The 26,652-nt window shown below is 52.9% G+C and carries 24 protein-coding genes and 1 pseudogene; 16 read left to right on the forward strand and 9 right to left on the reverse strand.

What is annotated here, in order from left to right; translation table 11 throughout:
- Positions 1-18: 18 nt before the first annotated feature.
- Positions 19-1,749 carry a nucleoside kinase gene (locus ADN00_RS08540; protein WP_075062547.1) on the forward strand — a complete coding sequence of 577 codons (1,731 nt, stop codon included), beginning with the start codon at positions 19-21 and terminating at the stop codon, positions 1,747-1,749.
- Between the two features lie 79 nt (positions 1,750-1,828).
- Here the strand turns inward: ADN00_RS08540 and ADN00_RS08545 are convergent, their stop codons facing one another.
- The 4 genes and pseudogenes from ADN00_RS08545 to ADN00_RS08555 all read right to left on the reverse strand — a co-directional run bounded on the left by ADN00_RS08545 (position 1,829) and on the right by ADN00_RS08555 (position 7,350).
- Positions 1,829-3,052 carry an aminotransferase-like domain-containing protein gene (locus tag ADN00_RS08545; protein WP_075062548.1) on the reverse strand — a complete coding sequence of 408 codons (1,224 nt, stop codon included), beginning with the start codon at positions 3,050-3,052 and terminating at the stop codon, positions 1,829-1,831.
- Positions 3,053-3,124: 72 nt separating this feature from the next.
- Positions 3,125-4,597 (reverse strand): glycine cleavage system aminomethyltransferase GcvT, encoded by a 1,473-nt coding sequence (gene gcvT, locus ADN00_RS20540; protein ID WP_407944716.1) that lies wholly within the window; start codon positions 4,595-4,597, stop codon positions 3,125-3,127.
- A 321-nt stretch (positions 4,598-4,918) separates the two neighbouring features.
- Positions 4,919-6,316, reverse strand: a pseudogene (locus ADN00_RS20545) (serine hydroxymethyltransferase); the annotation flags it as partial.
- A gap of 179 nt (positions 6,317-6,495) precedes the next feature.
- The gene (locus tag ADN00_RS08555; protein WP_075062550.1) at positions 6,496-7,350 is read right to left on the reverse strand and encodes an alpha/beta hydrolase; all 855 of its coding nucleotides are present in this window, start codon (positions 7,348-7,350) and stop codon (positions 6,496-6,498) included.
- Positions 7,351-7,467: 117 nt separating this feature from the next.
- On the opposite strand from ADN00_RS08555, the gene ADN00_RS08560 reads away from it, so the two are divergent.
- From ADN00_RS08560 to ADN00_RS08575, 4 genes are all read left to right on the forward strand, one after another.
- The gene (locus ADN00_RS08560; protein WP_075062551.1) at positions 7,468-8,577 is read left to right on the forward strand and encodes an aminopeptidase; all 1,110 of its coding nucleotides are present in this window, start codon (positions 7,468-7,470) and stop codon (positions 8,575-8,577) included.
- 144 nt (positions 8,578-8,721) lie between these two features.
- Entirely contained in the window at positions 8,722-9,285 is a 564-nt protein-coding gene (locus ADN00_RS08565) for an RNA polymerase sigma factor (RefSeq protein ID WP_075062552.1), read from the forward strand.
- Positions 9,278-10,162: a DegV family protein gene (locus ADN00_RS08570; RefSeq protein WP_075062553.1), complete on the forward strand. Its 885-nt coding sequence runs from the start codon at positions 9,278-9,280 to the stop codon at positions 10,160-10,162. Before ADN00_RS08565 ends, ADN00_RS08570 begins: the two co-directional genes overlap by 8 nt.
- Positions 10,163-10,197: 35 nt before the next feature.
- On the forward strand, positions 10,198-10,395 hold the full coding sequence (locus tag ADN00_RS08575; protein WP_152966299.1) for a hypothetical protein: 198 nt from the start codon (positions 10,198-10,200) through the stop codon (positions 10,393-10,395).
- 8 nt (positions 10,396-10,403) lie between these two features.
- Here the strand turns inward: ADN00_RS08575 and ADN00_RS08580 are convergent, their stop codons facing one another.
- The 3 genes from ADN00_RS08580 to ADN00_RS08590 form a co-directional block, all read right to left on the reverse strand.
- Complete coding sequence (locus ADN00_RS08580; protein ID WP_075062555.1) at positions 10,404-10,664, reverse strand: glutaredoxin domain-containing protein; 261 nt, start codon at positions 10,662-10,664, stop codon at positions 10,404-10,406.
- A gap of 16 nt (positions 10,665-10,680) precedes the next feature.
- Complete coding sequence (locus ADN00_RS08585) at positions 10,681-11,007, reverse strand: hypothetical protein (protein ID WP_075062556.1); 327 nt, start codon at positions 11,005-11,007, stop codon at positions 10,681-10,683.
- A 155-nt stretch (positions 11,008-11,162) separates the two neighbouring features.
- Positions 11,163-11,492, reverse strand: coding sequence for a hypothetical protein (locus ADN00_RS08590; protein WP_075062557.1), 330 nt, complete (start codon positions 11,490-11,492; stop codon positions 11,163-11,165).
- Between the two features lie 130 nt (positions 11,493-11,622).
- Here ADN00_RS08590 and fmt point away from each other — a divergent pair, with 130 nt between their 5' ends.
- Together fmt and ADN00_RS08600 are read left to right on the forward strand one after the other, a co-directional pair.
- Positions 11,623-12,537, forward strand: a complete 915-nt coding sequence (fmt, locus tag ADN00_RS08595) for a methionyl-tRNA formyltransferase (protein WP_075062576.1) — start codon at positions 11,623-11,625, stop codon at positions 12,535-12,537.
- Between the two features lie 24 nt (positions 12,538-12,561).
- Positions 12,562-13,605 (forward strand): ketopantoate reductase family protein, encoded by a 1,044-nt coding sequence (locus tag ADN00_RS08600; protein ID WP_082389993.1) that lies wholly within the window; start codon positions 12,562-12,564, stop codon positions 13,603-13,605.
- Positions 13,606-13,685: 80 nt separating this feature from the next.
- On the opposite strand, the gene mutS is transcribed toward ADN00_RS08600, so the two are convergent.
- Positions 13,686-16,259 carry a DNA mismatch repair protein MutS gene (gene mutS / locus ADN00_RS08605; protein WP_075062559.1) on the reverse strand — a complete coding sequence of 858 codons (2,574 nt, stop codon included), beginning with the start codon at positions 16,257-16,259 and terminating at the stop codon, positions 13,686-13,688.
- A gap of 274 nt (positions 16,260-16,533) precedes the next feature.
- Between mutS and ADN00_RS08610 the strand changes: the two genes are divergently transcribed.
- The 4 genes from ADN00_RS08610 (at position 16,534) to ADN00_RS08625 (ending at position 18,791) form a co-directional block, all read left to right on the forward strand.
- Positions 16,534-17,475 carry an aldo/keto reductase gene (locus tag ADN00_RS08610; protein WP_075062560.1) on the forward strand — a complete coding sequence of 314 codons (942 nt, stop codon included), beginning with the start codon at positions 16,534-16,536 and terminating at the stop codon, positions 17,473-17,475.
- 75 nt (positions 17,476-17,550) lie between these two features.
- Positions 17,551-17,745: a PspC domain-containing protein gene (locus tag ADN00_RS08615; RefSeq protein WP_075062577.1), complete on the forward strand. Its 195-nt coding sequence runs from the start codon at positions 17,551-17,553 to the stop codon at positions 17,743-17,745.
- 69 nt (positions 17,746-17,814) lie between these two features.
- Entirely contained in the window at positions 17,815-18,369 is a 555-nt protein-coding gene (locus tag ADN00_RS08620) for a hypothetical protein (protein WP_075062561.1), read from the forward strand.
- A 14-nt stretch (positions 18,370-18,383) separates the two neighbouring features.
- The gene (locus tag ADN00_RS08625) at positions 18,384-18,791 is read left to right on the forward strand and encodes a PPC domain-containing DNA-binding protein (RefSeq protein WP_075062562.1); all 408 of its coding nucleotides are present in this window, start codon (positions 18,384-18,386) and stop codon (positions 18,789-18,791) included.
- 69 nt (positions 18,792-18,860) lie between these two features.
- Here the strand turns inward: ADN00_RS08625 and ADN00_RS08630 are convergent, their stop codons facing one another.
- Entirely contained in the window at positions 18,861-19,646 is a 786-nt protein-coding gene (locus tag ADN00_RS08630; protein ID WP_075062563.1) for a segregation and condensation protein A, read from the reverse strand.
- 118 nt (positions 19,647-19,764) lie between these two features.
- Here ADN00_RS08630 and moaC point away from each other — a divergent pair, with 118 nt between their 5' ends.
- The 5 genes from moaC (at position 19,765) to smc (ending at position 26,498) form a co-directional block, all read left to right on the forward strand.
- Positions 19,765-20,247, forward strand: a complete 483-nt coding sequence (gene moaC / locus ADN00_RS08635; protein WP_075062564.1) for a cyclic pyranopterin monophosphate synthase MoaC — start codon at positions 19,765-19,767, stop codon at positions 20,245-20,247.
- A gap of 16 nt (positions 20,248-20,263) precedes the next feature.
- On the forward strand, positions 20,264-20,965 hold the full coding sequence (locus ADN00_RS08640) for a molybdenum cofactor biosynthesis protein MoaE (RefSeq protein WP_075062565.1): 702 nt from the start codon (positions 20,264-20,266) through the stop codon (positions 20,963-20,965).
- Between the two features lie 2 nt (positions 20,966-20,967).
- Entirely contained in the window at positions 20,968-22,071 is a 1,104-nt protein-coding gene (locus ADN00_RS08645) for a pyridoxal-phosphate dependent enzyme (protein ID WP_075062566.1), read from the forward strand.
- Between the two features lie 69 nt (positions 22,072-22,140).
- Complete coding sequence (gene rnc, locus ADN00_RS08650; RefSeq protein ID WP_082389994.1) at positions 22,141-22,860, forward strand: ribonuclease III; 720 nt, start codon at positions 22,141-22,143, stop codon at positions 22,858-22,860.
- A gap of 32 nt (positions 22,861-22,892) precedes the next feature.
- Entirely contained in the window at positions 22,893-26,498 is a 3,606-nt protein-coding gene (gene smc, locus ADN00_RS08655; RefSeq protein ID WP_075062567.1) for a chromosome segregation protein SMC, read from the forward strand.
- Positions 26,499-26,652: the final 154 nt, after the last annotated feature.

The following is a 26,652-nucleotide window of genomic DNA, read 5'->3' on the forward strand; positions in this document are numbered from 1 at the left end:
AGGAGGGCTGTTTTAACCATGAAAGACGAAGACAAAATCATCATCCACGAGTGTCCGCGGAAGAATGTTGAAATATTTTTACCGGATGGGCGGGTTATTCAGGGTCCGCGCGGTTCGACGGTGGAAACTCTGCTGAAAAACGCTGGCCTTGATTTTGTTGCGCCGTTGATGGGTGCGATTGTAAACAGCGATTTGCGCGAGCTAACCTATCCCATTGAGATTGACGCGCGCGTGAGACCGGTAACCATGGCAGAAGCCGATGGTGCCCGGATTTACCGCCGGTCCTTGACTTTTCTATTGGAAGCGGCGTTTGAAGAACTTTACCATGACTGCGCTCTGGCCGTTGACCATTCGGTGTCATCGGGCGGATTCTATTGTGAGGTGGTTGGCAATAAACCGCTATCCCAAGAAGATTTAGACCACTTAAATGCCTATATGCAGACGCTTGTGACCGCAGACCTGCCCTTCGAGCGCTTGCAGGTGCCTTTGCAAGAAGCGGTGGATTATTTTAAACAAAAAGGGGAAGAAGAGAAGGTCAACCTGCTTAAATATCGCACCAAGGCGCATTTAATGCTTTATCGCCTGGGTGAGCACCGTGATTATCATCACGGGTATATGGTGCCTTCTACGGGGTATCTGAAGTGGTTTGATCTGACCCGCCTGGGGGATGGTTTTGTGCTCCGCTTCCCACGCCGACATGCCCCAACGCAAATCCAGCCGCTGCCGAATACCAACCGGCTTCTGGAGACTTTTCAAACTTATGGAAGCTGGCTTAATCGCCTGGGGATTGCCTCAATTGGCACCCTGAATGACGCCATCCAGGCAGACCGCATCCGCGAGGTTGTGCTTGTCTCTGAGGCGCTGCAAGAGCAAAAAATAGCTGAGATCGCCCGCGAGATTGCCGAGGCGCAACCGCACAAAAAGATCGTTCTGATCGCAGGGCCATCTTCCTCCGGCAAGACAACTTTTGCCAAACGGCTGGCGATTCAGTTGCTGGCGCGGGGGATTTCACCTTTCGCGTTGGAATTGGATAATTATTTTGTTGATCGTGAAAAAACGCCCAAAGACGAAGAGGGAAAATTTGATTTTGAATCGCTGGGCGCGTTGAACACAACGGCGCTGAGTGATCACTTGCAGCGATTGATCAGGGGAGAAGAAGTACAGCTGTTGCGCTTCAATTTTCACTCGGGTTTAAGCGAAACCGGCGATGTGGTGCGGATTGGTAAGGATCAGGTCATCATCCTCGAAGGCATTCACGGATTGAATCCGAATATGTTGCCAATCATCCCTACCGACAGCACATTCCGCATTTATTGTTCGTGCATGACCCAGTTAAACCTGGATAGGCAGAATCGGATTTCGACGACTGATTCCCGGCTGATCCGGCGGATTGTGCGCGACGCGCGCGAGCGGGGTTACTCGGCGCGCCAGACGATTTTCCAGTGGGAATCGGTGCGGCGCGGGGAGAAACGCAATATATTTCCTTATCAGGAATATGCCGATGAGATGTTCAATTCGGCGCTGGTGTTTGAACTGGCGGCATTAAAATCACTAGCAGAGCCGCTCTTACGCCAGGTGCCCTTTGGTTCGCCGGAAAATATCGAGGCAAAGCGTCTGCTGGCTCTGTTGGAATGGTTTTTACCACTTGATGTGGACCTGATCCCTGATAATTCTATTCTGCGCGAATTCATTGGAGGGTCGATTTTGAAGGGCTTCCGCCTGTGGGAGAGCAATATCAACTCACAATGAGCGGCCAGATTGGGAATAATAAACAAAGCGGCGGGCTTTACGGGCTCGCCGCTTTGTTGTATGAGTTGAGAGTGGTTTTTTACTCGATGCTGATAAATTTGCGGATGACGCGCGCCAGACGCCCAATGCCTTCTTCAATTTGCTCTGTTGTTGAGTAACTAAAATTAAGCCGCATGGTGTTATGACCGCCTCCGCAAGGGAAGAAGGATGCGCCTGGTACAAAGGCCACCTTTTCTTTGATCGCTTCCGTGAAGATTTGTGCGGTGTCGATCTCTTCTGGCAGCGTGGCCCACAAGAAAAGACCACCTTGGGGATGAGTCCAGCGCACCCCTGCGGGCATTTCGCGTGCCAGGCTGTTGAGCATAGCATCGCGGCGCTCGCGATAGACCTTACGGATCAAGTGGATATGCTCGTCGAGGAAACCGTTTTTAATAACCTCATACGCAACTACCTGGTTGAAGGTAGCGGTGTGCAGGTCAGCGCCTTGTTTGGATAGCACCATTTTGCGAATAACTTCGGGAGGAGCCACCACCCAGGCCAGGCGCAACCCAGGGGCAAGTGTTTTAGAGAACGTGCTCAGGTAGATGACGTTGCCAGAGTAGCAGCTGTTGGTTTCGCGGATACGGCAATCCAGTACTTCCACGGCGGGAATATGGTCTCCTTCGTAGCGGAGCTGCCCGTAGGGGTCATCTTCGACAATTGGAACGCCATACCGCTCTGCCAGATCAACCAGTTGCTTACGCCGTTCGAGAGGCAAGGTGGTTCCAGAGGGGTTCTGGAAGTTCGGCAGAACGTATATGAACTTGGGACCGTAGCGCAAAGCATGGTCCAGGGCATCGGTGATCATACCGTCATCATCTGATGGCACGGTAACGAAATCCGCGCCATAGGCGTTCCAGGCTTGAATGGCGCCAAGATATGTGGGCGCTTCGGTGAGAATTTTGTCACCCGGATTGATGAATGTTTTTCCCAACAGATCCAGGGCTTGCTGGCTGCCTGAGGTAATGAGAATATTGTCTGCGGTTACACCAATGCCGTATTGTGATGTGATTTCCGCGATTTTTTCGCGCAAGGGTTGGTACCCTTCGGTGGTGCCATACTGCAGTGCAAGCGATCCTTCTTCTATCAAAACTTTTGTGCAGGCCTGGTTAAATTCCTTAATCGGGAAAACATCTGGGCCAGGCAAGCCACCGGCGAAAGAGATAACGTCTGGTTCTGTCACCAGTTTGAGCAATTCACGGATTGCTGAGCTTTGCATGCGTTGTGTGCGCTGAGCGAAGCGGTGATCCCAAGCAGTTTCCATTCGCGGTCTCCTTTAGAAGGTTGTGCTAAAAAAGGGGAGCCGGTTGGTTTTACCAGGCTCCCCTAATGGTGATTAAGGTTTCGGGAAGCGGCTAATTATGATCGCGCTGGAGGGTAAAGTTACTCGATCTCCACTCGCAAGCTGAGCGGGAGCCTTGCCTGGCTTATCCGCAGCACCCTGATAGATCAAAATTGTAGCGCCTTCCTCATCATATTTCAGATCAATAAATGCCTGGCCGGTCAGGTAGCCATCGCTGTCAATGGCGCAGCTGGTTACATAACCGATCACTTTGCCTTTCTTATCCATCACGGGGTCACCAGAATGCGCCATGCGCACGCCTTTTTCTTCAAAGCGAAAACGAATCACTTCGCCTTTGCGAGCGGCTTCGCGGCGGAGGAAGGCGTCGCGGCCGATGAACCAGGGTTTGTAGGTTTTAACATAATAGCCAAACCCGGCTTCGGCCACCCCTAGATTCTTCTCGCCGCCCATTTCATGACCGTAAAGCGGCAGCCCGGCTTCGGTGCGAAGGGAATCGCGCGCGCCCAAACCGCAGGGTTTAAGCCCCATTGGCGCGCCTACCTCCATCAACTTGGCCCACAATGCCGGTGCCTGATCCGGGTGGATGAAGAGTTCGAAGGCCATCTTTTCGCCGGTGTAACCGGTGCGTGAGACAACCAGGTCAAAACCGCCCACAACCGCCTCGGTCAGATTGGTGCGTTTCAGGCGCATGATGCGCTGGCGTGTTGCGGCATCACAGCCCAATGCCAGCAGAATATCGCGAGATTTGGGCCCCTGGAGGGCAATATCCACACGCATTTCTACACCGGCTTGCGGGTCGCGCAAATTGCGAAGAATCACATTGCGGCCAAAGGCGCGGGCTTGGGGAACGTTGGGATCCACCATCACTTTCCCATTCAACACCGCGTTGAGCCAGGCCCAGTTTTTGTCGTCATTACTGGCGTTGACGACCACCAGGTATTTGTCCGCGGAGCGGCGGTATACCAGCAGGTCGTCAATCACATTGGCGTCCACATCCAGGAAGTGGGTGTAGCAAGATTCACCAACGGCCAGGCTGGCCATATCGTTGGCGCAAACACTATCGAGAAACACGGGCGCGTCTGGCCCCTCACACTGGTAAACGCCCATGTGCGAAACGTCAAACAGACCGGCAGCCTGGCGGGTTGCCTGGTGTTCTTCACCCACTGATGTGTACCAAACGGGCATTTCCCACCCGGCAAAGGGTATTAGTTTCGCGCCAGCTTGTTTGTGCGTTTCATACAGAGAAGTGCGGCGAAGTTCGGCAGTTTCTTTTTCTTCCCATGCGAATTTGGGAAGAGCCTCGCCAGAGGCGGGTGAAATGCCGATGTAATAGGGTTTCCGGGAATCGCCGGCGTCTACGGTTGTCGCGTGTGACGCGGGTGGTTCTGTTTCTTTGACAATAACCGGACCGGGGATTTTCTTAAGCAGATCCGGGTCGAACCGGATATAGCCATCAGAGAGGTCGCGCAGCCATGTGGCAGCAACGCCGAAGTGTTCAGACGGCATGGAGAAAATATATTTGCCATCAGCCGTGAGGGTTAAGGTGCCGTTCACCTCTCCTAGTGGTGTAACCAGGCTGGTTTTCTGGCTGGTACCCGGCGATAGCGCTTCAACATCGCTGGAGAAGACAAAATTGAGGAATGGGCGCAGGGCGTTATTCGGCTGCAGAATATCGGCGTTGGAGGTGGGACCGTATGTGCCCACCTGGAAAACGCCCTGAGTGGAGATTTCAAGTGCGCTCCAGGCTGATTTATTGGCCGGTTGGTCATCCAGGTAGAAGAAATGCGGGTAGCCTGATTTTTGAGTGGCTTCCACCCGCGCGGCAGCATCGCACAAGGCGCGAACACGCCGTTTGGTATCTTCCAATACCTTAAAATCGACTTTGGCACGCAGATCAAAGCCTTTTCGGCTGGCCTGTTTGAATGGAACGGTGGCGAAAAGAACATCGGCAATAATGTCGGCGACCTCAATCATTTCTTTTTCGCCCAGGCCGCGCTGTGTCATCCAGGGGGTGCCATAGCGAATACCGGAAGCTGCCAGCGCGCTTTTATCTCCGGGTATGGTGTTGCGGTTCAGAACAATCCCAACTACATCCAGAATGCGGGCGGCCATATCACCAGATAATTCAGCGCCATCGGGACCTTTAATGGACTTGCAATCAACATTGCCCAGGTGGGTGTTGGTGCCGCCAAAAGGAATACGAAGACCGCGCTCTTGCAGGCGGTTGGTGAGGGCCGCCGCGTTTCGGATGATCTGCTTTTGGAGATGAACGAACTGCTCAGTTTTGGACAGCTTGAAGATTAAAGCCAGGGCGGCCATGGTGTTCACATGCGGCCCGCCTTGCTCACCCGGAAAGACCGCCCGGTCAATTTTCTTGGCCAGTCCGGCATCGGTTGTGATAATGCTCGCGCCTCGCGGTCCGGTGAGGGTTTTATGCGTGGTAAAGGTAACGATGTGGGCATACCCGATTGGAGAGGGTACTGCTTTGGCAGCCACAAGGCCGGCGATATGTGAGATATCGGCCAGCAGGTAGGCGCCAACGGAATCTGCAATCTGGCGGAAACGCTGCCAATCGGGCACAAAGGGATAGGATGAATATCCGGCCACGATGATTTTGGGTTTATTTTCTTCAGCGATTTTTTGAACGGCGTCGTAGTCAATTTTTTCGCTGGATGGGTCTACGGTGTAATGGACCGCGTTATAGAGTTTTCCAGAGCGGTTGACAGGTGAGCCATGCGTGAGGTGACCGCCGTGCAGCAAATTCATACCCATAATGGTGTCGCCCGGGTTGATCAGGGCGTGATAAACGGCGTTATTGGCGGGAGCGCCAGAAAGAGCCTGAACATTGACAAATAATTGTTCCGCCGGATATCGATCGGTGGCGTATACCTCGGCGCAGCGGCGGCGAGCCAACGACTCAGCCAGATCAGCATATTCGACACCTTTGTAGTAGCGGGGATCACTGTACCGCCGAAAGTGGACTAATCGCGCCGGATAGTCGAGAATTTGGTCTTCTGTCATCCAGCGGGTTTCTTCGTCCGGGTATCCTTCTGCATAGAGGTTTTGAAACGAAGAAGAAAGTAGTTCTCTTACAGCCAGTGGAGCGGTGCTTTCGCTGGGGATGAGAATCAATTTTCGATGCTGGCGTTCTGCTTCAATCTGGTTGAGTTCCAATAATGCTGGGTCTAAATCCGACAACGTTCCGTGGAATAACAGGTCATCCATAAAGGCCGCTCCTTAATTTTATTTTTTTTCTTACCAGCTATTGAACCGTCTTCTCCCCTTTGATGCAGCGAGATGCAATTTCTTTAAGCATTTCAGTTCTCCGGCTGGCTGTGAGGTTCTTAGCAATATTTAATTTTTCATCTAAATTTATTCTAACGCCGCGACCCATAAGGGTCAAGTTACACTCCTCCACCGCTTTGTAGATTTAATACCGAAACAACCCAATCCAGCAAGGTCTGAAAGACGATGTCCTTTTCCGGCTCGTTGTGTAATTCGTGATAAAAACCATCCCAAAGCTTGTAAGTTGTACAGCGGGGGCTGGCTTGTGCGAAGCGGATCACCGGATCGGGGTTGACCAGGCGGTCGGCGCTGCCGACCATCAGCAAGGTAGGTACTGAAAGGGATGCGGCATTCTCAAGAATCCATTTTCCTTTTTCGATCAAATCAAGACCCAAAGCAAAGGAGACTCGGTCGTGAGTGAGCGGGTCGCTGCGGTAGGCTTGAACTACCTGCGGGTCTCTGGAGAGGCCGGTCAGGTCGAGCTGGTTGTTGATCGTACCGGCAGGAAGGATATTTGCCAGCAGGCGAGCCATGAACAGAGTGGCGGCGGATGGCGGGTTGGCGGGGATCAGACCGGGACTGGTCACCACGGCCGCGTCAACACCGTTGGGATGGGTCAGCAGGTGATACAACACCAGGGCGCCCCCAAGGCTGTGCCCGTAAAGAATGAGCGGAATTTTGGGCTGATTTCTGGAAACTTCCGCGCAAAAATCGGCCAGCATTCGAGAGACGAAAGAATAAGAAGGGATATGCCCTCTGCTGCCCTGAGTTTGGCCGTGCCCGGGCAGATCAAAGGTATAAACAGCGATACCTTTATCCGTCAGGTAGCTGGCAAGATGGGCGTACCGCCCCGAATGCTCGCCTAATCCGTGGACCAGAACAACGCATGCACGAATTGAAGATTCAGGCAGCCACGTGCGGGTATAGATTTGCAGCCCGTTTTCTGTTTTCCACGAACCTGTCTCTGATCTCATTGCGCCTCGATTCTTTTTGGGGTAGCAGCGGCTATAATATGGATAGACAAAGGAAAGTGTATATTACCTGAATAAAAAGAGCAAGAGAAATTTTTTTACACGAGAGAGGAAACGAAGATGCGTGATTTGCGAGTAGACAAGCTGGCCGAATTGTTGGTGAATTATTCATTGGAAATTCAACCTGGAGAAAAAACCTTGATCTGGGCAGACACGCCCTCTGCGCCACTGATTCAGGCGACGTATGAGCAGATAATCCATCAAGGCGCTTTCCCGTTTGTTTACGCTGTGCTGCCGGGGCTGGCAGAGGCGCTGTTGGAGTATGGCACCGATGAGCAAATTCGCTTTACCCCCGAGCCATTTGCGCAAATTTTCGAGACTTTTGACAGCATGGTTTTTATTCGCTCTCTCGAAAATACGCGGTTTTTAGGCCGGGCTGATGCAGCAAAGGTGGTTGAACGCGAGAAGGGATTAGGAAAGCTGCGCAAAATTTACACTGAGCGAACCGCTAAAGGTCAGTTTCGCTGGGTTTTAACGCTTTTCCCCACCAATGCCCATGCCCAAGACGCGGATATGGCGCTCCGCGATTATGAAAATTTCGTGTTCAATGCCTGCCTGCCCGATCTGAATGACCCAGTTTCGTATTGGAAAGAGGTTTCGGCTTACCAGGCGCGAATTATTGAATGGCTCAAAGGGAAAGAGCGCGTTCATGTTTTGGGTAAGGATACTGATTTGCGCTTGCGGATTGATAACCGCAAATTCATTAATTGTGACTGTCATGTGAATGTCCCTGACGGCGAGGTTTACACCGGTCCGGTTGAAGACAGTTTGGAAGGGCATGTTCACTTCTCGTATCCGGCGATATATCGCGGCAAAGAGGTGCTGGGGGTTCGCCTGCAGTTTGAAAAAGGCAAGGTGGTGAGCGCCACTGCGGACAAGAATGAGGCCTATTTGAACAAAATGCTGGATACAGACGCGGGCTCGCGTTATGTGGGTGAATTTGCGATTGGCACCAACAAGATGATTCAGCAGTTCACCGGGCAAATTCTATTTGATGAGAAAATTGGCGGCAGTTTTCACATGGCGATGGGAAATGGTTACCCGGAAACGGGCAGTATAAACCAGTCTCTCATCCATTGGGATATGATCTGCGATTTACGCGACGGTGGTCAGATCTGGGTGGATGATCAATTGATCTATGAAAATGGTGATTTTGTATTAGACATCTAACCATTCTATTTCAGCAGGTGTGAACTCTCCGGGGCATTCCTAGAAAGTCCTGGAGAGTTTTGTTATGATAGAGATGGGAAGAGGGTTGGTAACTCTGCGGTGAGTTTCGGGTTAATTGTATTAACTGAACCACAAGGATACCTCTTGGAAGCAATCAGTGATCAAAGCGCTATAGAGCAAGCGGTTAATGGAAGCCAGGAAGCGTTCAGCATTTTGTATGAACGCTATGTGAACCGTATCTATAACTATATCTTTTATCGGGTTGGCAACGCTCACGATGCCGAGGATATTACCGCGCGGGTGTTTTACCGCGCTATGGGCAGCATTACCCGCTACGATAACCGCGGGCTGCCATTCTCTGCCTGGTTGTACCGCATCGCGCATAACCTGGTGGCCAACTGGTACCGTGATAACGCGCGCAAGAAAGAGGTGTCGCTGGAGGAAGCTGGGCAGTTTCAACAGCGATCTGAGCATTTGGAAGTGGCTATGGTCCAATCACAGGAAAATGAAATCTTGATGAAGGCCATTCGCAGTCTGCCGGCCGAAAGGCAGCAGTTGATTATCTTGAAGCTGGTAGAGGACCTTTCAAATCAAGAAATTGGCGAAATTATGGGTAAAAGTGAAGGGGCGATCAAGAGCCTGTATCACCGCACGCTGATTTCCTTGCGCAACCGGATGGAAAAAATTGGAAAGCAATCGCATGAATGATCTGATCATTGTAACTGACGGCGCAGCCGATATGCCGTCAGAATGGATCCGTGATTACCGAATTCATATCCTGCCCATGCCAGTCTTGTTGGGTGGAAAAACGATCTATTTGCCAAGCCCTGAGTATCCGAGTGAAAAGTTTTACCGGCTGATTCATGAATTGAGACAAACTCCCCATTCTTCTCTTCCATCCATGGATCACCTCACCCGCTTTTATGAGAGCATCGCCATAAAGGGTGATGAAATTCTCTCCATTCACGTGGCGCAGCGCATGTCTGGTACGTTTTCAGTGGTGCAAAGTGTTGCCAACGAATTGAAAGACCGGTTTCAGATTTACCCCTTTGATTCTGGCGCCGGATCGGCGGCGCTGGGTATGATGTGCCGGCAGGCGCGCCAGTTGGCAGAGCGTGGATTATCGATGGACACGATTATCAACCAATTAGAGAAGGCGAAGAAAAGCTTGGCAATTGTACTAACCCTGGAAAACCTCGATTTTGCGCGTTTGAGCGGGCGAATTAACGCGATTCAATCCATGCTCTCTTCAGTCTTGCGGATCAATCCGATCATTGAACTGCGGGAAGGTCTGCTGCAAGTGGCGGGGAGAGTGAGAACGCGCAAGAAAGCCATAGACCAGTTGATTGAAATGGTGACTGAAAAAGCAAAGGCGCAGAAAATGCGCTTCGCTGTGGTGCACGCCGCTGATCCTTTCGCAGCGGCCACGATTAAAGAACGGCTGGAAGCGGCAATTAAAGCGGCGGATATCTCCATCTGCGAATTGGCCTTGCCGGTTGCGGCAAATTTGGGGCCGGGAACGGTGGGCATTGTGGCCTATCCGGACGATGAATCTACGAATGAGGATATTGAGAGGGACAATTAGTTCATATGGATCTTCAAAACACTTTGGAAGCGACTTTGAAAACTCATTTTCAACCCGTTCTGCCTGATCAGGGTTTTGTGAACACACTGCGCACAAAGTTAATTACGCCAGCCCCCACATTTATGGAACCGCAAAAGAACCAACACGCGCTCTGGCTGGTGTTTGTGGGGCTGGCCAGCGGCTTGGCGCTGGTGTGGATTCTTGGACTATTTCGAAAATGGAGCGACAAGTAGAGTGGCTGTCAGGGAAGGTTGAGCTTTTCTTTGAGCTGTTCATTGGTGGGCTCAACCAGTATATCTCCATCTGGGAAGACAATGGTGGGCACTGACCGGAAGCCGTGGTTGACACGTTCTACGAATTCACGACCATCTTCATCTTTATCAATGTCGATCCATTGATAGCGAATGTGATTCTTGGATAAAAATGCCAACGATACCCGCGTGTCGTAGCACCAGCGTGTGCCGTAAACTTTAATTTTCGGATTCGATTCATCGGCAGTCATGGTCACCCTTCAGGGATCAGGCGGATGGTTCTTCCGCTTGGGAGAGGAATTGAATGATTGTTTGCGCGTCGGTGATCAAATCCACTCCAGGGGGTAATTCGTGGGCGGTGTTCACGGACATGACCAGGTGGGAAGCGCGAGCGCGGATGTGTTCGGGCATTCGACTGTCTTGCGCGACCTGATGGAGGAGATCCAATCCGTAAAGGGGTTTGGACGCGGCATACTTCGTTTGGATGGCCCAAACCGCCGCACGCCGGGCGCAAACCCTGGCGCGTCCCTCGAACCCGGCCAGACGTGCGGCACGGGCTTTCTCCAATTCCTCTAGCGCGTTGGTCATATCCATTGAAGAAATTATCTCATATTTCCGGGCAGGCTTTCAGCACGGGTAGGGGGCTGTCTAACCTTTAAGCTGGATGAGATGCTCACCTTGTGCGGTGCTTAACAAAAAAAAAGCCTGCCAGGTTGGCAGGCTCTACTGCATCTAAATTTATATATTGATTACGCCCAACCCTGATTTTTTACCAGGTCGGTGATCACCGGGATGTTGACGTATTCTCCCTTATAGGCCTTGTATGCCCAGAAGAACATGACAAACCAGATAATCGCGCCGCAGCCAAAAGTAAAGGCGGCGATAATGGGTGTAATTATTGCAAGGATAATGCCGATAATCAATGCTTGCATATTGTGGGCGCGAATAAAGGGGCGGTTCTTCTTGTCTTCGATCAGCAGCAAGACAATCGGGATGATTGGCGAGAAGACATATGCCAGGGCTGCCCACAAGCGGTCGTCGCTGCTAACATCGGGGGACATATATGGTTGTTCGGACATAGTTAAGCTCCTTCTAAAAAAAAATATTTGTGAGTAAGTACTGATCTTTATTGTAATGGATTAATCCAACTCTTGCTTAATCATTTCTAATCATATGTCAGAAATCGCGCTCTGTGTTAAAATCGCATCTATGGCAAAACGAATTGTATTTATGGGATCGCCTGATTTTTCGCTGCCCAGCCTGCAGTATCTGGCGCAGAACTATCCCGTGGTGGGTGTGATCACCCAGCCCGACCGCCCCGCTGGGCGCGGCCGCGCCTTGACCCCTCCACCGGTTAAAGTGCTGGCACAAGAACTGGGCCTGCCGGTATTTCAACCCGAGAAATTACGCGCGCCGGAAGCGTTTGAAGTGTTGGTTTCCTGGAAGCCGGATTTGATTGTGGTAACGGCGTATGGGCAAATTCTGCGCAGGCAGGTGCTGGACCTGCCGGAGTATGGGTGCGTGAATGTGCATGCTTCCCTGCTTCCGCGCTGGCGGGGAGCGGCTCCCATTCAGGCGGCCATTCTGCATGGCGATGAGAAAACGGGCGTGACGATTATGAAAATGGACGCCGGGGTAGACACCGGACCGATGCTGGCAAAATGGGAGACGACCATTGGGGCTGAGGAGACGGCCGGATCGCTTTCTGACCGCCTGGCGGAACAGGGCGGGCGTCTGTTGGTGGAAGTGCTTCCAGATTACTTGTCTGGAAAGCTTACTCCGCATCCCCAGCCCCAAGATGGGGCAACCTACGCGCCTATACTCTCGAAGGAAGAAGGCAGGCTCGATTTTTCGCAGCCAGCGGTGGCGTTGGAACGGAAAGTGCGGGCGTTTTCTCCCTGGCCGGGGGCTTATATGGAATGGACAGGCGGCTTGATGAAAGTTCATAAAGCCAGTGTCAGCCTGGCGGCAGGTAGCTCACCCGAATTGAGAGCGGTACTGGATGGATACCCGGCGGTGGGAACCGCGGATGGCTGGCTGGTGCTGGAAGAAATTCAGCCGGCCGGCAAGAAAGCTATGCAGGGAAAAGCGTACCTGGCAGGCACCCGCAACTGGGTATCATAAATTGTTAAGGATTATCGATAATTGATGGAAGATACGATTCCACGTATGCGGTTTCTGTGTTTTGGCGCCGGCGCCATAGGGACTTATATCGGCGGCAGCCTGGCCCTGGCGGGCCAGGAGGTGGTTTTTTTTGACCGCCCTGAAACCGCAGATTCTGTGCGAAAACATGGGTTAACGCTGCATTTGGGGGATGAAGTTCGCCACATTCAAAGTATTGACATCTGCACCAGCATTGACGAAGCACTCACGCACGGTCCGTTTGATGTGGGAATTTTAGCCGTTAAGAGTTATGATACTGCCGGGGTGATCGAAATGCTCAAGGAATACAGCGTGGCTCTGCCTCCCATTCTGAGCTTTCAAAACGGCGTTGAAAATGAAGCTTTGTTATCGCGCGGCCTGGGACAGGGCAAGGTGATTGCCGGAACGCTGACCAGCGCGGTTGGAAAACTGCAAACAGGTGAAATCGTGGTTGAAAAACTGCGCGGCATAGGCGTCGCGTCGGACCATCTGCTGGCCAGTGGCTTGGTGAAAGTGCTGGACGCGGCTGGCTTGCGGGCGCAGCTCTTTGCAGACGCGGCCAGCATGAAATGGTCAAAAATGCTGACAAACCTGCCGGCCAATGCCACTTCGGCTATCTTGAATATGACTGCCTCCGAAATCTACCGCAACCGCGATTTGTGCAAGCTGGAAATCCGTATGCTGCGCGAGGCTTTGGCGGTGATGCATACGCTGCGATTAAGTGTGGTCGATTTGCCGGGCACTCCCACACGGCTGTTGGCCTTTGGCGCGGCAAGCCTGCCTTTGTTCCTGGCCCAACCTTTCATGATCCAGGGGATAGGAAAAGGGCGTGGAAATAAGATGCCTTCGTTTCACATTGATTTTCACAGCGGCAACGGCAAGAGCGAAGTGGATTATCTCAACGGGGCTGTTGTGCGTATAGGAAAGTCTGTGGGGGTGGAAGCGCCTGTGAACCGGGTGCTGACAGAGACGCTGCTCTTGCTAACAGCCGGAGAACTGAACGCGGATGAGTTTGATCACCATCCCGAAAAACTGCTTGAACGGTTCTAGAACAGCGAACAGGAGGCGCAACCGCCTCTTGTTTTTTTGGTTTTCGATGGGTGAGACGCTGGTTATTTGGCTCCGCGCCGTTATTGTTGACCAGTAAATTGCTTGCGCCATTCATACAACTTGTTCAGCGCCTCTATCGGAGAGAGGGCGTTAAGATCCAGCTTGCGAATTTCTTCCAACAAGGGATTGGTCTCCGGGAAGAGCGCCATTTGCTGCGGAGCCTGCGGATCTATGCGCACGGCTTTGCCGGAAGTGGTTTCCAACTGCTTGAGAATTTCGCTGGCGCGTTGGATCACTGGTTTGGGCATGCCGGCCAGTTGCGCCACATGGATGCCATAAGAGCGGTCTGCACCGCCCGGAACGATTTTGTGAAGGAAGATGACCTTGCCTTCCGATTCGCTGACGGCCACATTGTAGTTTCTCACGCCGGGGAGAAGATCGCTCAACTGCGTCAGTTCGTGGTAGTGGGTGGCGAAGAGGGTGCGCGCGCGCAAGTTTGGGTGGTTGTGCAGGTATTCGACCATAGCCCAGGCGATGGAAACGCCATCGTATGTGGAAGTGCCGCGGCCGACCTCATCCAGAATCAGCAGGCTGCGCGTGGTGGCGTGATTGAGAATATTGGCGGTCTCGATCATCTCGACCATGAAGGTCGACTGCCCCGCGTGAATCTCATCTTGCGCGCCGATGCGGGTGAAAATTCGATCTACCAGGCCGATGGCGGCTTCGCGGGCTGGGATGAAACAGCCCATTTGCGCCATCAATACCAGCAAGGCGACCTGACGAAGATAGGTGCTCTTACCGCTCATATTGGGACCGGTGATGACCCGTACCACCTCACCAGCTTCAAAGCTGGCGTCGTTGGGTACAAAGCGCTCACCACGCAGGGTCAGCTCAACCACCGGGTGGCGGCCGTCGAGAATATTCAAAACGGGTTCAGCAACAATTTGAGGGCGGATATAGTTGTTCAGCGAAGCGGTCTCGGCCAGAGAGGCCAGTACGTCCAATTCCGCGACGGTACGAGCGGTGGACAGCAAATGCTCGCTGGACGAGGCCAGATCGGCGCAGACCTGGCGAAAAACGCGGGTTTCAATCTCATGAATCCGCTCTGAGGCGTTCAAAACCAGGGTTTCGTACTCTTTTAACTCGGGTGTGATGAACCGCTCCGCGTTGACTAGAGTCTGCTTGCGGATATATTCAGAAGGGACACTCTCCGCATTGGCGCGGGTTACCTCAATGTAATAGCCAAAGACTTTGTTGTAGCCCACTTTGAGGGTTTTAATGCCGGTCCGTTCGCGCTCTGCAACCTCAAGCCCGGAAATCCAATCTCGGGCGTGTGCGGATGAAACCATGATCTGGTCCAGTTCCGAAGAGAAGCCCGGTTTGATAATCCCGTTATGCTGCAGCGTTGCGGGAGGGTCTTCCTGAATGGCTTCTTGCAGCAAATTCAGCTCGCGGGCGAGGGGATAAAGCTGGTTGAGCGCGGTTTGCAAAGGGGAAGACTGCGCGGAGAAAAGAGCCGCGAGCCCCGGAATAAGGGCCAACGTGGAGCGCATCGCTACCAGGTCTCGCGGTGAAGCGCTGCCGGATACAACGCGGTTGGTCAGGCGTTCCAGGTCGGCAAAGCTGGAGAGGATTTCGCGCAGCTCAGCGCGCAGCAGACCATTTTGCACGAAGTATTCTACGCAGTCCTGGCGTTGGGTGATGGTCTGAATATCCAGCAGCGGTTTAGAGACCCACTGCCGCATCAGGCGTTTGCCCATTGGTGTGATAGTGCGGTCTAAAACGGAGAGGAGTGAGCCGCGCGTGTCTCCCTGGCGGATGGTCTCGGTCAGCTCCAGGTTGCGGCGGGTGGCGGCGTCCAGGGTCATAAATTCGCTGAGCGAATAGGTGGACAGGGAGTTGAGCAGCTTTAAGGCCGCAGGCTGGGTTTCTTGCAGGTACTGCAGCAGGGCGCCAGCGGCGCGAATGGCTAGCGGTTTTCCGCGCAGGCCGTACCCATCCAGGGCGGCCACATTGAAATGGGATTTGATCGTCTCTTCACAGCGGGCAAATTCAAACCGCCAGGAGGGCCAGGTGGAGCTGTGCCCGGGAAGGTCGCCATTGAGGTGGATGCCTTCGGCGAGGAGGATTTCGGCCGGTTTGAGGCGCAGCATTTCGGCGCGCAGGCTGGAGGGCAAATCAGGGCTATCCAATTCGGTAGTGGAAAACTCACCGGTGGTGATGTCCACGTAGGCAATTCCAGCGTGACTATCCAACACAACCAGGCTGACCAGATAGTTGTTTTGATCGCCGCGGAGCAGTTCAGGTTCCAGGATGGTGCCGGGTGTAACCACGCGGGTAACTTTGCGCGGGAACAAACCTTTGACGGGTTGGTCGCCAACCTGTTCGCAGATGGCAACGTGGTAGCCTTTTTCGATCAGGCGCGCCAGGTAGTTCTCAGCCGCATGATGCGGAATGCCAGCCATTGGAATGCGCGTTCCCTTGGCCACATTGCGAGACGTGAGGACGATGTCCAACTCACGCGAAGTAACCTGGGCGTCTTCATCGAAGGTTTCGTAGAAATCGCCCAAGCGGAAAAACAAGATCGCGTCTGGGTATTGTTTTTTGATTTCAAGATATTGTTGGCGGATGGGAGTTACGTTGTCGTCGATCATAGTGTTATTCTACGGTTGCTTGCCCGGATCGACAAGGGCATTCTCGAGGAAAAAAGCTGGCCGGATGAAGGTATAACATGCGAAAGGCAGCCGGGCGCTCGCCTTTGCCAATGGAGGTCGTTTGTGTCTTGATGGATAAGGTTGTACCTGGCGCAGATATGCAAGATATTCTTTCAATTGTTCATGTATAATCTTTGTGTTGAAGACACCCCCGTTAAATTTGGGGACTATCTTTTGCCCTTACCCACCCAAACAAATTGAAATGGAGCGCAATATGGAAGAAGAACGTCGAAGGCACCCGGTTTTCAGCGGTGTTGAGCTTGGGATTGGAACCTGGTCGTGGGGAGACCGGTTGATCTGGGGATACGGGAAGGGATACCAGGATCAGGATATTTTTGAGGCTTTTGAGACCAGCGTGGCGGCGGGAATCATCTTTTTTGATACCGCTGAAGTATACGGGCAGGGCAAATCGGAATCGTTGTTGGGACAGTGTATGAAGACAACCGATGCGCGAATTCGCGTTGCCACAAAATTCATGCCCTATCCGTGGCGGCTTTCGAAGCAGAATTTATTAAAGGCGGTGAGGAGGAGTATCAAACGTCTCGGTCTAGAAAGGGTAGACCTTTACCAGATTCACATGCCGCTGCCGCCGGTTACCGTAGAAACATGGATGGATGCGATGACGGCTGCTTATCAGGAAGGACTGATTGGGGCGGTTGGCGTATCCAATTTTGACTTGGGGCAAACGCAGCGGGCGAAAGAATCACTGGCCCGGAATGGAATACCTCTGGCTTCAAATCAGGTTGAGTACCACCTTTTGAATCGGAAAATGGAAAAGAACGGCCTGTTCCAGTTTTGCCAGGAGAACGAGATCACTTTGATCGCCTATAGCCCGTTGGGAATGGGGTTGTTAACGGGAAAATACACGCCAGAGAATATGCCGCAAGGGGTGCGCGCCGGACGTGTGCGGAAAGATTATTTGCAAAAAATCCAACCGCTTCTACTGGAGCTGCGGCGCATCGGTTCTGCTCACGATGGAAAAACAGCGGCGCAAGTGGCGATCAACTGGTGCATCTGTAAGGACAGCATTCCCATTCCTGGGGCAAAGAACCGAGAGCAGGCCAAACAAAATGCCGCATCTGGCGGCTGGCGGCTGACAGAAGAAGAAGTAGCCCGGCTTGAACAACTTTCGGACCAAATTGAGGCAAGCCGGTAGCATACAACTTTCTCTTTGAGAAGGCGTATATAGAATAAACCGATGGATTTCTCAAAGAGTAAGGAGTTTGTTAAGATGGCTGAATCACATGCTTTAAGAAGGTCCCGGCGTAACCGGGTTTTGGCCGGTGTGTGTGGCGGGTTTAGTGAATTTTTTGGAATCAATGTCTTCTGGTTCCGTCTGGCTTTTCTGATTTTGTTCATACCAGGAGGGTTGCCGGGCGTTATTCCTTACACGGTTCTATGGCTGGTGATCCCAAAAGAAAAATAGTACCTATTCAATAGACCAAAAAAGGCTTCTCGCGCGCACGAGGAGCCTTTTTTTGATATAATCGGCGGCATGAACCCAGAAAAAGTATCTTTCCTTCCTTTTCACGCAATTAATGAATTTATGCTGGTGGATTACCGGCAGTCGGTCGTCCAGGATGTTTTTTCTCACCTAGACCCAGTATCTGCCGAAACCCGGCGGGAACTGCTCCGCATGGTGAAAGAACTCGTTCAGGTTCCTGGCTTTCGCAACAGCTCTCAGGCGCCACTTCCGCTGAAGGTGCGTGGCGCGGTAAGCGTGTTTCAAAAAAGCGCTGATTTCTGCGGTGCAACCCTGCAGGCCTGGAGTGATATTCACGCGGATTTGCGCGAGCACGTATATCAGCTCTTAAAAGGTAGATCGTGGGAGGTTCTGCCGGCAGAGGCCAACCGCGCGAAACTGCCCGGTTTCTTGACCGTATGGCCAAAAGAAGAGACCTATGAAGTGCTTGAAAACGCTTTTCAGGAGCAGGTTGAAAATGCCAGCCAATATGTGGATGATGATATTCGTCTGATGCTGGTATGGGTCAGCGGCCGTCTGCCCTACGACCTGATGACCGGGGAAGAAAATCAGCCCGCGCAGGATTAAGAGGAACAAAGAAGATGAAAACCTATGTTTTAAGGCTGCACCCTGGCCAGGACTTGCGCCTTGAGCTGGTGAAGTTCGCGCAAGAGAATGACATTCAGGCGGGGTTCATCATTAGTTGTGTTGGAAGCTTGAAACGGGCGGCGCTGCGCATGGCGGGCCAGTTCGGCCCGGTGGCTTCTTTTTTTGAAGAAAAGTTTGAAATTCTCTCACTGGTCGGTACGATCAGCCCGGATAAGCCGCATTTGCATATCGCTCTGTCCAATGCGGATGCGAAAATGGTTGGGGGACATTTACAAGGCGGCAGCCTGGTAGACCTTACCGCTGAAATCATTATCGGCGACCTGGAGGATAAAGTGTTTCGGCGGGAGTTAGATACGCAGACCGGTTTCCCGGAGCTGGTGGTTTATCCACGCGGCGAATAAGAATGAGCAGAGAAAAAGGCGAAACCGCGCACAAGGCGCGGTTTTTTGATTATGCAAGGGGTAGTAAGCTTACTCAGAAAATTCGAGGTCGCCGATTTCATTTTCGTCCAGAGTACCGACTGGCGAGAATTCAATTTCACCAAAGAGCTCTTGCTGTTCGGCTTCAACCACGTGGCGTTTGATCAATTCCAGCAGTGCCAGAAAGGTTACTACCACTTCCACCCGGTTGCGGCGGATGAGCAGGTGCTGAAAGGTGGTGCGAGTAGTGTGTTTGATGGTTTCGATGATGGTGTGAATCTTATCGCGAATAGTGATGCGCGGCATGTTGACCACACGGCTCAACTCTGGCAGGTCTGGTGAGCCGGAGAGGGTGTCTCTGGCGGCCAGGACCACATCTCTTAGGGTGACGCCGGTCAGGTCCAGGCGCGGCTCAATTTTCACCGAGACAGGCGCGACGCGCAGATGGGTTCGCAAACTGGCATTTTCGCGACTCAGCAGCCAGATTGAGATTTGTTTGAAGCGCCGGTAAAGAATAAGCTGCTGGGCTAGGGCTTCACCATCTTCCAGCTCATCAGCAGAGGCGTCCACGGCGGGTGGGCGCGGCAGTAAAGCCGCCGATTTGATTTGAACCAGGCGCGCGGCAATCACTAAAAAAGCAGAGACTTCCGCCGCGTCGCGGTCGCGAATTTCTTTCATAAAGGCCAGATATTGGTCAGTAACCTGAGCAAGCGCGAGCGTGGTGATGTCTAACTGCGCATTTTCGATCAGTTCCAATAACAAATCCAGCGGCCCCGTGTAAACACTGGTCGCAACCTGATAGCGCTCGGTCTGGTGGGCGGCAACTTGGAAGCTCACAAGGCCGATTATAACAGAAGGAAGGCAAAGCGTGCTAAACGCCTGATTTTCGTGTAGCCAAATAATCGAAAAGGAAGAAAAAGTACAATATGCAAGTGAAAACGGTTATAATTCGGCTATGGTTAAACACGAATTAACTCATTTGGACGATCAAGGCCGGGCGCAAATGGTAGACGTTGGCTCCAAGCCGGACAGCGAGCGAATCGCGATTGCGCGGGGCGAAGTGTGCTTAAAACCAGAAACCCTCGAGTTACTGGAAGGCGGATTGATGAAAAAAGGGGATGTGCTGGCCGTGGCAAAGATCGCCGGTATTATGGCCGCCAAGCGCACCTCAGAGCTGATTCCACTTTGCCACCCGATTGCCATCAGCCAAGTCGAAGTGAATCTCGCTTTGAACATGCAGCTTCCAGGTGTGGATATTGAGGCGAAAGTCAAGACGTTTGGAAAAACAGGCGTGGAAATGGAAGCGCTAACCGCGGTAAGTGTGGCCGCCCTGACGGTTTATGACATGGTGAAAGCGGTTGAAAAAACCGGGCGCATCCAGAACATCCGTCTGGTTGAAAAGCACGGGGGCCAGAGCGGGGATGTAATTAACCCCTAGAGGAAAAACTGCTGGTATGAAAGTAAGCATCCTGTTTTTCGCGTCAATTAAAGAGAAAGCGGGCTGTGCCGACACCGTTATGGATGTGCCTGCCGGGACTACTATTCAGGGTTTGAAAGAACGGGTTGAAGCGGCGTTTCCGGGATTGAAAAACGTGATGGGCAATTCGCTCACTTCGATGAACCGATCATTTGCGTTGAATGAAGATTTGATTACGGATGGCGCAGAAATTGCCTTTTTCCCCCCTGTCAGCGGCGGGAGCGGCGCGCGGCGTGTGATTCAACTGACGCGAGAGCCATTGGCACTGGAAGACCTGACGATGAGCATCACCACCCCGGCCACGGGCGCCGTCTGCGCGTTTATTGGGGTGATTCGCGGCATAACCACAAAAGGACACGGGCATATCACCACCGCTTTGGAATTTGAAGCTTACGAACCGATGGCGCTGGAAAAAATGAACCAGATCGCGGATGAAATGGAATCGCGCTGGCCAGACCTGTTTGGAATCGCGATGGTGCAGCGAATTGGCCTGCAGTCGCCGAAATCCCCCACGGTTTTGATTGCCTGTTCGGCTGCTCACCGCGACACCGGTGTCTTTGAGGCGGCAAAATATGGGATTGACCGGTTAAAGGAAATTGTACCCATCTGGAAAAAAGAAATTGGTCCAGATGGTGAGGTTTGGGTTGAAGGGGATTACCTGCCTGGACGAGGGGATTAAGCATGGCGGAAATTCGCTGTACACAATGCAATCAGGTTTACCCTACCAGGGGGCTGCCCTTCCGCTGCGCGAGCTGCGGCGGGGTGTATGATTTTGACGGCCCTCCGAATTATGACCCCGAACTGGTCGAACGCGATCTTCCCGGCATCTGGCGCTACCGTCATTCATTTGACCTCTTTAAGAACGCGCCGGTGATTTCTCTGGGAGAAGGAAGAACGCCTCTGATCTGGGAACGCTTGCGCGGGCTGGACATTGGATTAAAAATGGAATCACAAAACCCGAGCGGCTCTTATAAAGACCGGGCGACAGCGGTTTTGGTGAGCCAGCTTCTTTCACGCGGAACTCGCCTGGCGGTGGAAGACTCTTCGGGAAATGCCGGGGCGTCTTTCGCGGCTTACGCGGCCCGCGGGCGGATGAGCGCGCGCATCTTTGTGCCGTCTACGGCTTCTGGCCCAAAATTGCGGCAAATTGAAGCGTATGGGGCGGAACTGCGGCCGGTGTTGGGACCTCGCTCTGCGGCTGCACAGGAAGCGTTGCAAGAAGCGCTGGATGGCACGGTCTACGCCAGCCACGCCTATTTACCGTTTGGCCTGCCTGGGATCGCAACACTGTCTTATGAGCTGATGGAGCAATTGGGGCGCGAACCGGGCACCGTGATAGCGCCCGCTGGGCACGGCTCTCTGCTGTTGGGGATTATCCGCGGGTTCGAAAGCCTGCAGCGTGGTGGTTTAATTGAGCGCCAACCATATTACATTGGCGTGCAGGCAAAATCCTGCGCGCCGATCTGGTATTATTTTACCCAGGGGTGGGATGCTTACAACGCAGTGCGCGAAGGGAAGACAATTGCTGAAGGGGTACGGGTTCGTCACCCGGTGCGCTTGCGAGCGCTGCGTGAGGAAATTCTGCCTGGCGGTGGTGAAATTATCGCCATTGATGAGGATGAAATTTTACTGGCGCACACTGACCTGGGAAAACGAGGTATTTCAGTAGAACCAACCTCGGCGCTGGTATGGAGCGCCGTTCAACAAGCCATCGGCCGCGTTCCAGAACCGATTGTACTGGTCCTTTCTGGAAGCGGTTTAAAATATTATAAACCATCTGAATAGAGAACTTGTAGAGCGCCAGTCTGAAGGTTAGCTCAGACGGGCGATCCATGAGTTCTTGGGAGGCAATGCATGGAAACAAACTCCAATCAAATTGGGTTGGAAACGCCCCAAGAGCTGGCGGCGCGGCTGCATCTGGCATTTAATGATCTGTTATTGGTCAGCCGGGCATTGACCCACCGCTCTTACTTGAACGAACACCCAGAGGCGCTGGAAGACAACGAGCGTTTGGAATTCCTGGGCGACGCGGTGCTTGATTTTTTGGTAGGTGCGTGGCTGTATAATCACTTTCCCGAAATGCCCGAAGGGGATCTGACCCGCATGCGCTCAGCGCTGGTGCACACTGAACAACTAGCCGAGTTTGCGCGGCAAATCAACCTGGGACAAGCCTTGCGCTTGGGGCGAGGTGAAGCCCAGGGCGGCGGACGTGAGCGTTCGGCGCTGCTTTGCGATACCTTTGAAGCGTTAATTGGCGCGCTGTACCTTGACCTGGGTATTGATGCCGTGTTGAAATTTATCTCGCCCCTACTGGAAGAAGCTTCGAATGATATTTTGATTAACCAAAAAATCGAAGACCCCAAATCCATGTTCCAGGAATGGGTGCAGGCCCAAGGCATGCCAACCCCGATATACGTTACCCGCAATTCGTTTGGACCTGATCATTCCAAAGTGTTTGAAGTGGATGTGGTGGTGGATGACCAGGTGTTTGGGACTGGCACCGGGCATGGTAAGCAAGCGGCCACTAAAGCGGCTGCCAAAGATGCCCTGCAGCGGCTGGGTTTGATTGACTGATTCGTCTGTTGCGGTTAGAAAAAGGTAGGCGAATGAGTCCAAAATTAAAATCTTTAGAACTGCATGGGTATAAAACGTTTGCAACCCGAACGCTGCTGGAATTTCCAGCAGCGATTACTGCGATTGTTGGTCCGAATGGATCAGGTAAGTCGAATGTAGCCGACTCGATTCGCTGGGTATTAGGTGAACAGGCTTTTTCACTGCTGCGCGGCAGAAAAACAGAAGACATGATCTATTCCGGCTCGGAGCAACGCGCGCGAGCCAGCATGGCTTCTTCTTCCATCACGTTTGACAATGAAGACGGCTGGCTGCCAATTGATTTCAGCGAAGTGATTCTCACGCGCCGGGCGTATCGCGATGGCCAGAATGAATATTTTCTCAATGGGCAGCGAGTGAGACTGCGCGAGATTTCGGAACTGCTGGCGAAATCGGGTTTGGCGGAGCGTACGTACACCATTATTGGGCAGGGTTTGGTAGACACGGCCCTTTCGATTAAGCCTGAAGAGCGGCGGCGCTTTTTTGAGGAAGCGGCCGGCATTGGTCTTTATCGCGGACGCCGCGAAGAAGCGCTGCAGCGCCTGGAGAAAACCACCCACAACCTTGAACGCGTTAAAGACATCCTAAGCGAGTTAGAGCCGCGTCTGCGCAGCCTGGAAAGGCAAGCAAAACGCGCTCAGGAATTCAAACAAATTAAAGCCGACCTGGATGTGCTGCTGCGCGACTGGTACGGATATTACTGGCACCACACGCAGAAGGACTTGAACCACGCCAAAGAACTGCTTCGCCAACAAAGTGTCAAGCTGCGCCAGGCGAAAGCTGAGCAAGACAAGGCGGAAAAGGACGTGCAGACGGCCAGAGACCGCTTGCAAGCCTTGCGCAGCGAACTCAATCAATGGCATGTGGAATCGGCTGACCTGCACCGTGAGCAAGAAAAAGTGAGCCGCAGCCTGGCCGTGATGGATGAACGCTATAAGTCTTTGCTTGACCAGCAGCAGGGTGTTGAATCGGAATTAACCCGCCTGGAAGAAGAACAAACCGGGCGCAAAGAACGCATTCAGTCGTTTGAGGAAGAGCGCAAGCAGTTGGAAGCCGAAATGTCCGACGCGCAGGCGCGCGCCGCCGAGGCCCAGAAAATGTTGCAAGAGCGGCAATCTGAGCGGCGAAATGCCGAAGCGGCCTTGAGAGACGCGCGAAACGCGTTAGTGGCGGTAGAAACCCGCAAGGTTCAACTCTCCGCGCAACTGCAAGAGCTTACCAACCGCCTGGAAGAGCTAAAACGCACGCAAAACAATTTGAAGCAAGCGGTGGAGAATGAGAAATCCACACTTGAGGCCGCCCAAAAGAAATTGGGTGCATTGATTCGCGAGCGTGAGAAGTTTGAAATTGATTATGAAGAGGCGCAAGAAGCAATCGCTGGTTTGCAAGAAAAACTGAACGGGTTAGAGACTGCCCGGAAAAAGCATGTTGAAGAGCGCAACCGCATGGAAGCCGAGCGCAGCAAGCTGGTCGCGCGCATCGAAGTTTTAGAGCAGGCGGAACGCTCGATGAGTGGGTTGAACCAGGGCGCGAAGTTTTTGATGGAAGCGGCACAAAAAGGGCGCATTAAGGGGAAGCTGCGCGCCTTCAGCTCCATTTTGGAAGTTAAAGCTGAATATGAACAGGCCATCGCGGCCGCGCTGGGTGATTTTTTGGACGGCGTCATCTTGGACGAGGAGATGGAAGCGGAGACCCTTCTGGAAATGCTGAGCGACGGTGAAAAAGGACGAGCGGTAATGCTCTCTCCGCGCGAAGGCGACGGAGGGCGTGAAGCCGCGCCGCTGCAAAACCCGGATGTGCTGGGCTGGGCCAGTTCGTTTGTCAAAGCGAGCGAGCGCTATCAGTCCATCATCCAACAGTTATTGGGCAGTGTGGTTCTGGTGAAAGACAGATCGGCGGCGCGTAAAGTCCTATCTGAATTACCAGACGGTGTGCGGGCGGTTACCTTGCGGGGTGAGGTATTTTGGAGCAGCCAGGTGGTGATGGCTGGACAGGATGGAAAAGCATCCAAGATCGCGCGCCCGCGCCAGCAGCGTGAGCTGCAAAGCCAGGTGGATGACCTTGATTATGAATTGGACCGCACTGCTGAAGCGCAAGACAAACTGAAGAAGGAAATTTCCGCTCTACAGGAAGAAGAGCAGAAAAATCGCAAACACGCGCAAGACATTAATCAGAATCTGAACCGCGCGCTCAAAGCGCAGCAGCAGGCCAACTTGGAGTTGGAGCAAGTGCGCCAGCGGTCAAAATGGCAGCGAGATCAACTGGCAGCTGGTGAAGAGCAGATGCGCAAAGCGCAAGAACGCATCAACCAGATCGAAAATGAGCTGGAATCGATTGAACAGTTAATTAGTGAACGGAATGAGCAGGTGCGCGAGCGCAATCGAGACCTGCACAGTCTGCCATTGGATGATTCGCAAAACCAGGTGTCGCACTGGCAGACCAATCTGGCGGTAACCACGCGCGCCATTAAGGAACTGGACCGGCGGATGGAGGAAGCACGCGGGCAACTCTCTGCGAGCCAAAACCGCAAAATGGGGCTTTATCAGCGCCAGGCTTCAATCGCGGCTTCTCAGGAAGCGTTAGAGACTGAGAAGAAAGATCTACGACAGGAAGAAGCCCGTTTGAGCTTACTGATTGATGAATTGAGCGGGAAGATTGAGCCTGCCGAGGCGGAACTGGCTGGCCTGGAACAGGACTATACAGCGATGATGAAATCGCTGGCCAATGCGCAGCAAATCGCCACCATCGCGGAGCGGCATGAGTCTCAGGCGCAGCATGAAGTAACCCGCCAGCGCGAGGCGTTAGAATCGCTACGGCAAAAAATTGAAGATGATTTTGGCCTGGTAGAGTTCGAGTACAGTGAGAATATCAGCGGCCCCACACCTTTGCCGCTGGGAGAAATGGTTGCGCAGCTGCCGGTTGTGGAAGAAATCTCTGAAGGGTTGGAAGAAAGCATTAAACAACAGCGCGGTATGCTGCGCCGCCTGGGCGCAATTAACCCCGAAGCGCAAACCGAGTATGAAAGCGTCAACGAGCGTTATCATTTCCTGGTTACTCAGGTGGATGACCTGAAAAAAGCCGACGCGGATTTACGCGAAGTGATTCAAGAGCTGGACGAGTTGATGCGGATCGAATTTCGCAAGACATTTGACGCAGTGGCGGCTGAATTCAAAAAGATGTTCACGCGTTTATTCGGCGGCGGTTCTGCAAAGCTGGAACTGGTCAATGAGGAAGATATTTCCAACGCCGGGATCGATATTGAGGCGCGTTTGCCCGGCCGGCGGGAACAGGGTCTTTCGCTGCTGTCGGGCGGTGAGCGCAGCCTGACGGCTGTGGCACTGATTTTTGCCCTGCTGCGGGTATCTCCCACGCCGTTCTGCGTTTTGGATGAGGTGGACGCGGCTTTGGATGAGGCTAATGTGGGCCGGTTCTGCGATTTGCTGCGGGAGTTGAGCGAGAACACACAATTTATTGTCATCACCCACAACCGCAACACAGTACAGGCTTCGGATGTGATTTATGGAATCACAATGGGCCGCGACTCGGCCAGCCAGATGATCAGCTTGAAGCTGGATGAGATTACCGAAGAGATGGTGCGGTAACGCTCACCTGTACCATTAAATAAAACAGGGGCTGTCTCTAAAGAATTTGGAAACAGCCCCAAAAATTAGCTGCAAATCGAATAAAAACGAAAAAACAAAAAATTGGTAGCCTACCTGGCTGCCAATTTTCGCATATTATGGGCAATACTGATCA

It is taken from the genome of Ornatilinea apprima, from assembly GCF_001306115.1.
Taxonomy (GTDB): Bacteria; Chloroflexota; Anaerolineae; order Anaerolineales; family Anaerolineaceae; genus Ornatilinea; species Ornatilinea apprima.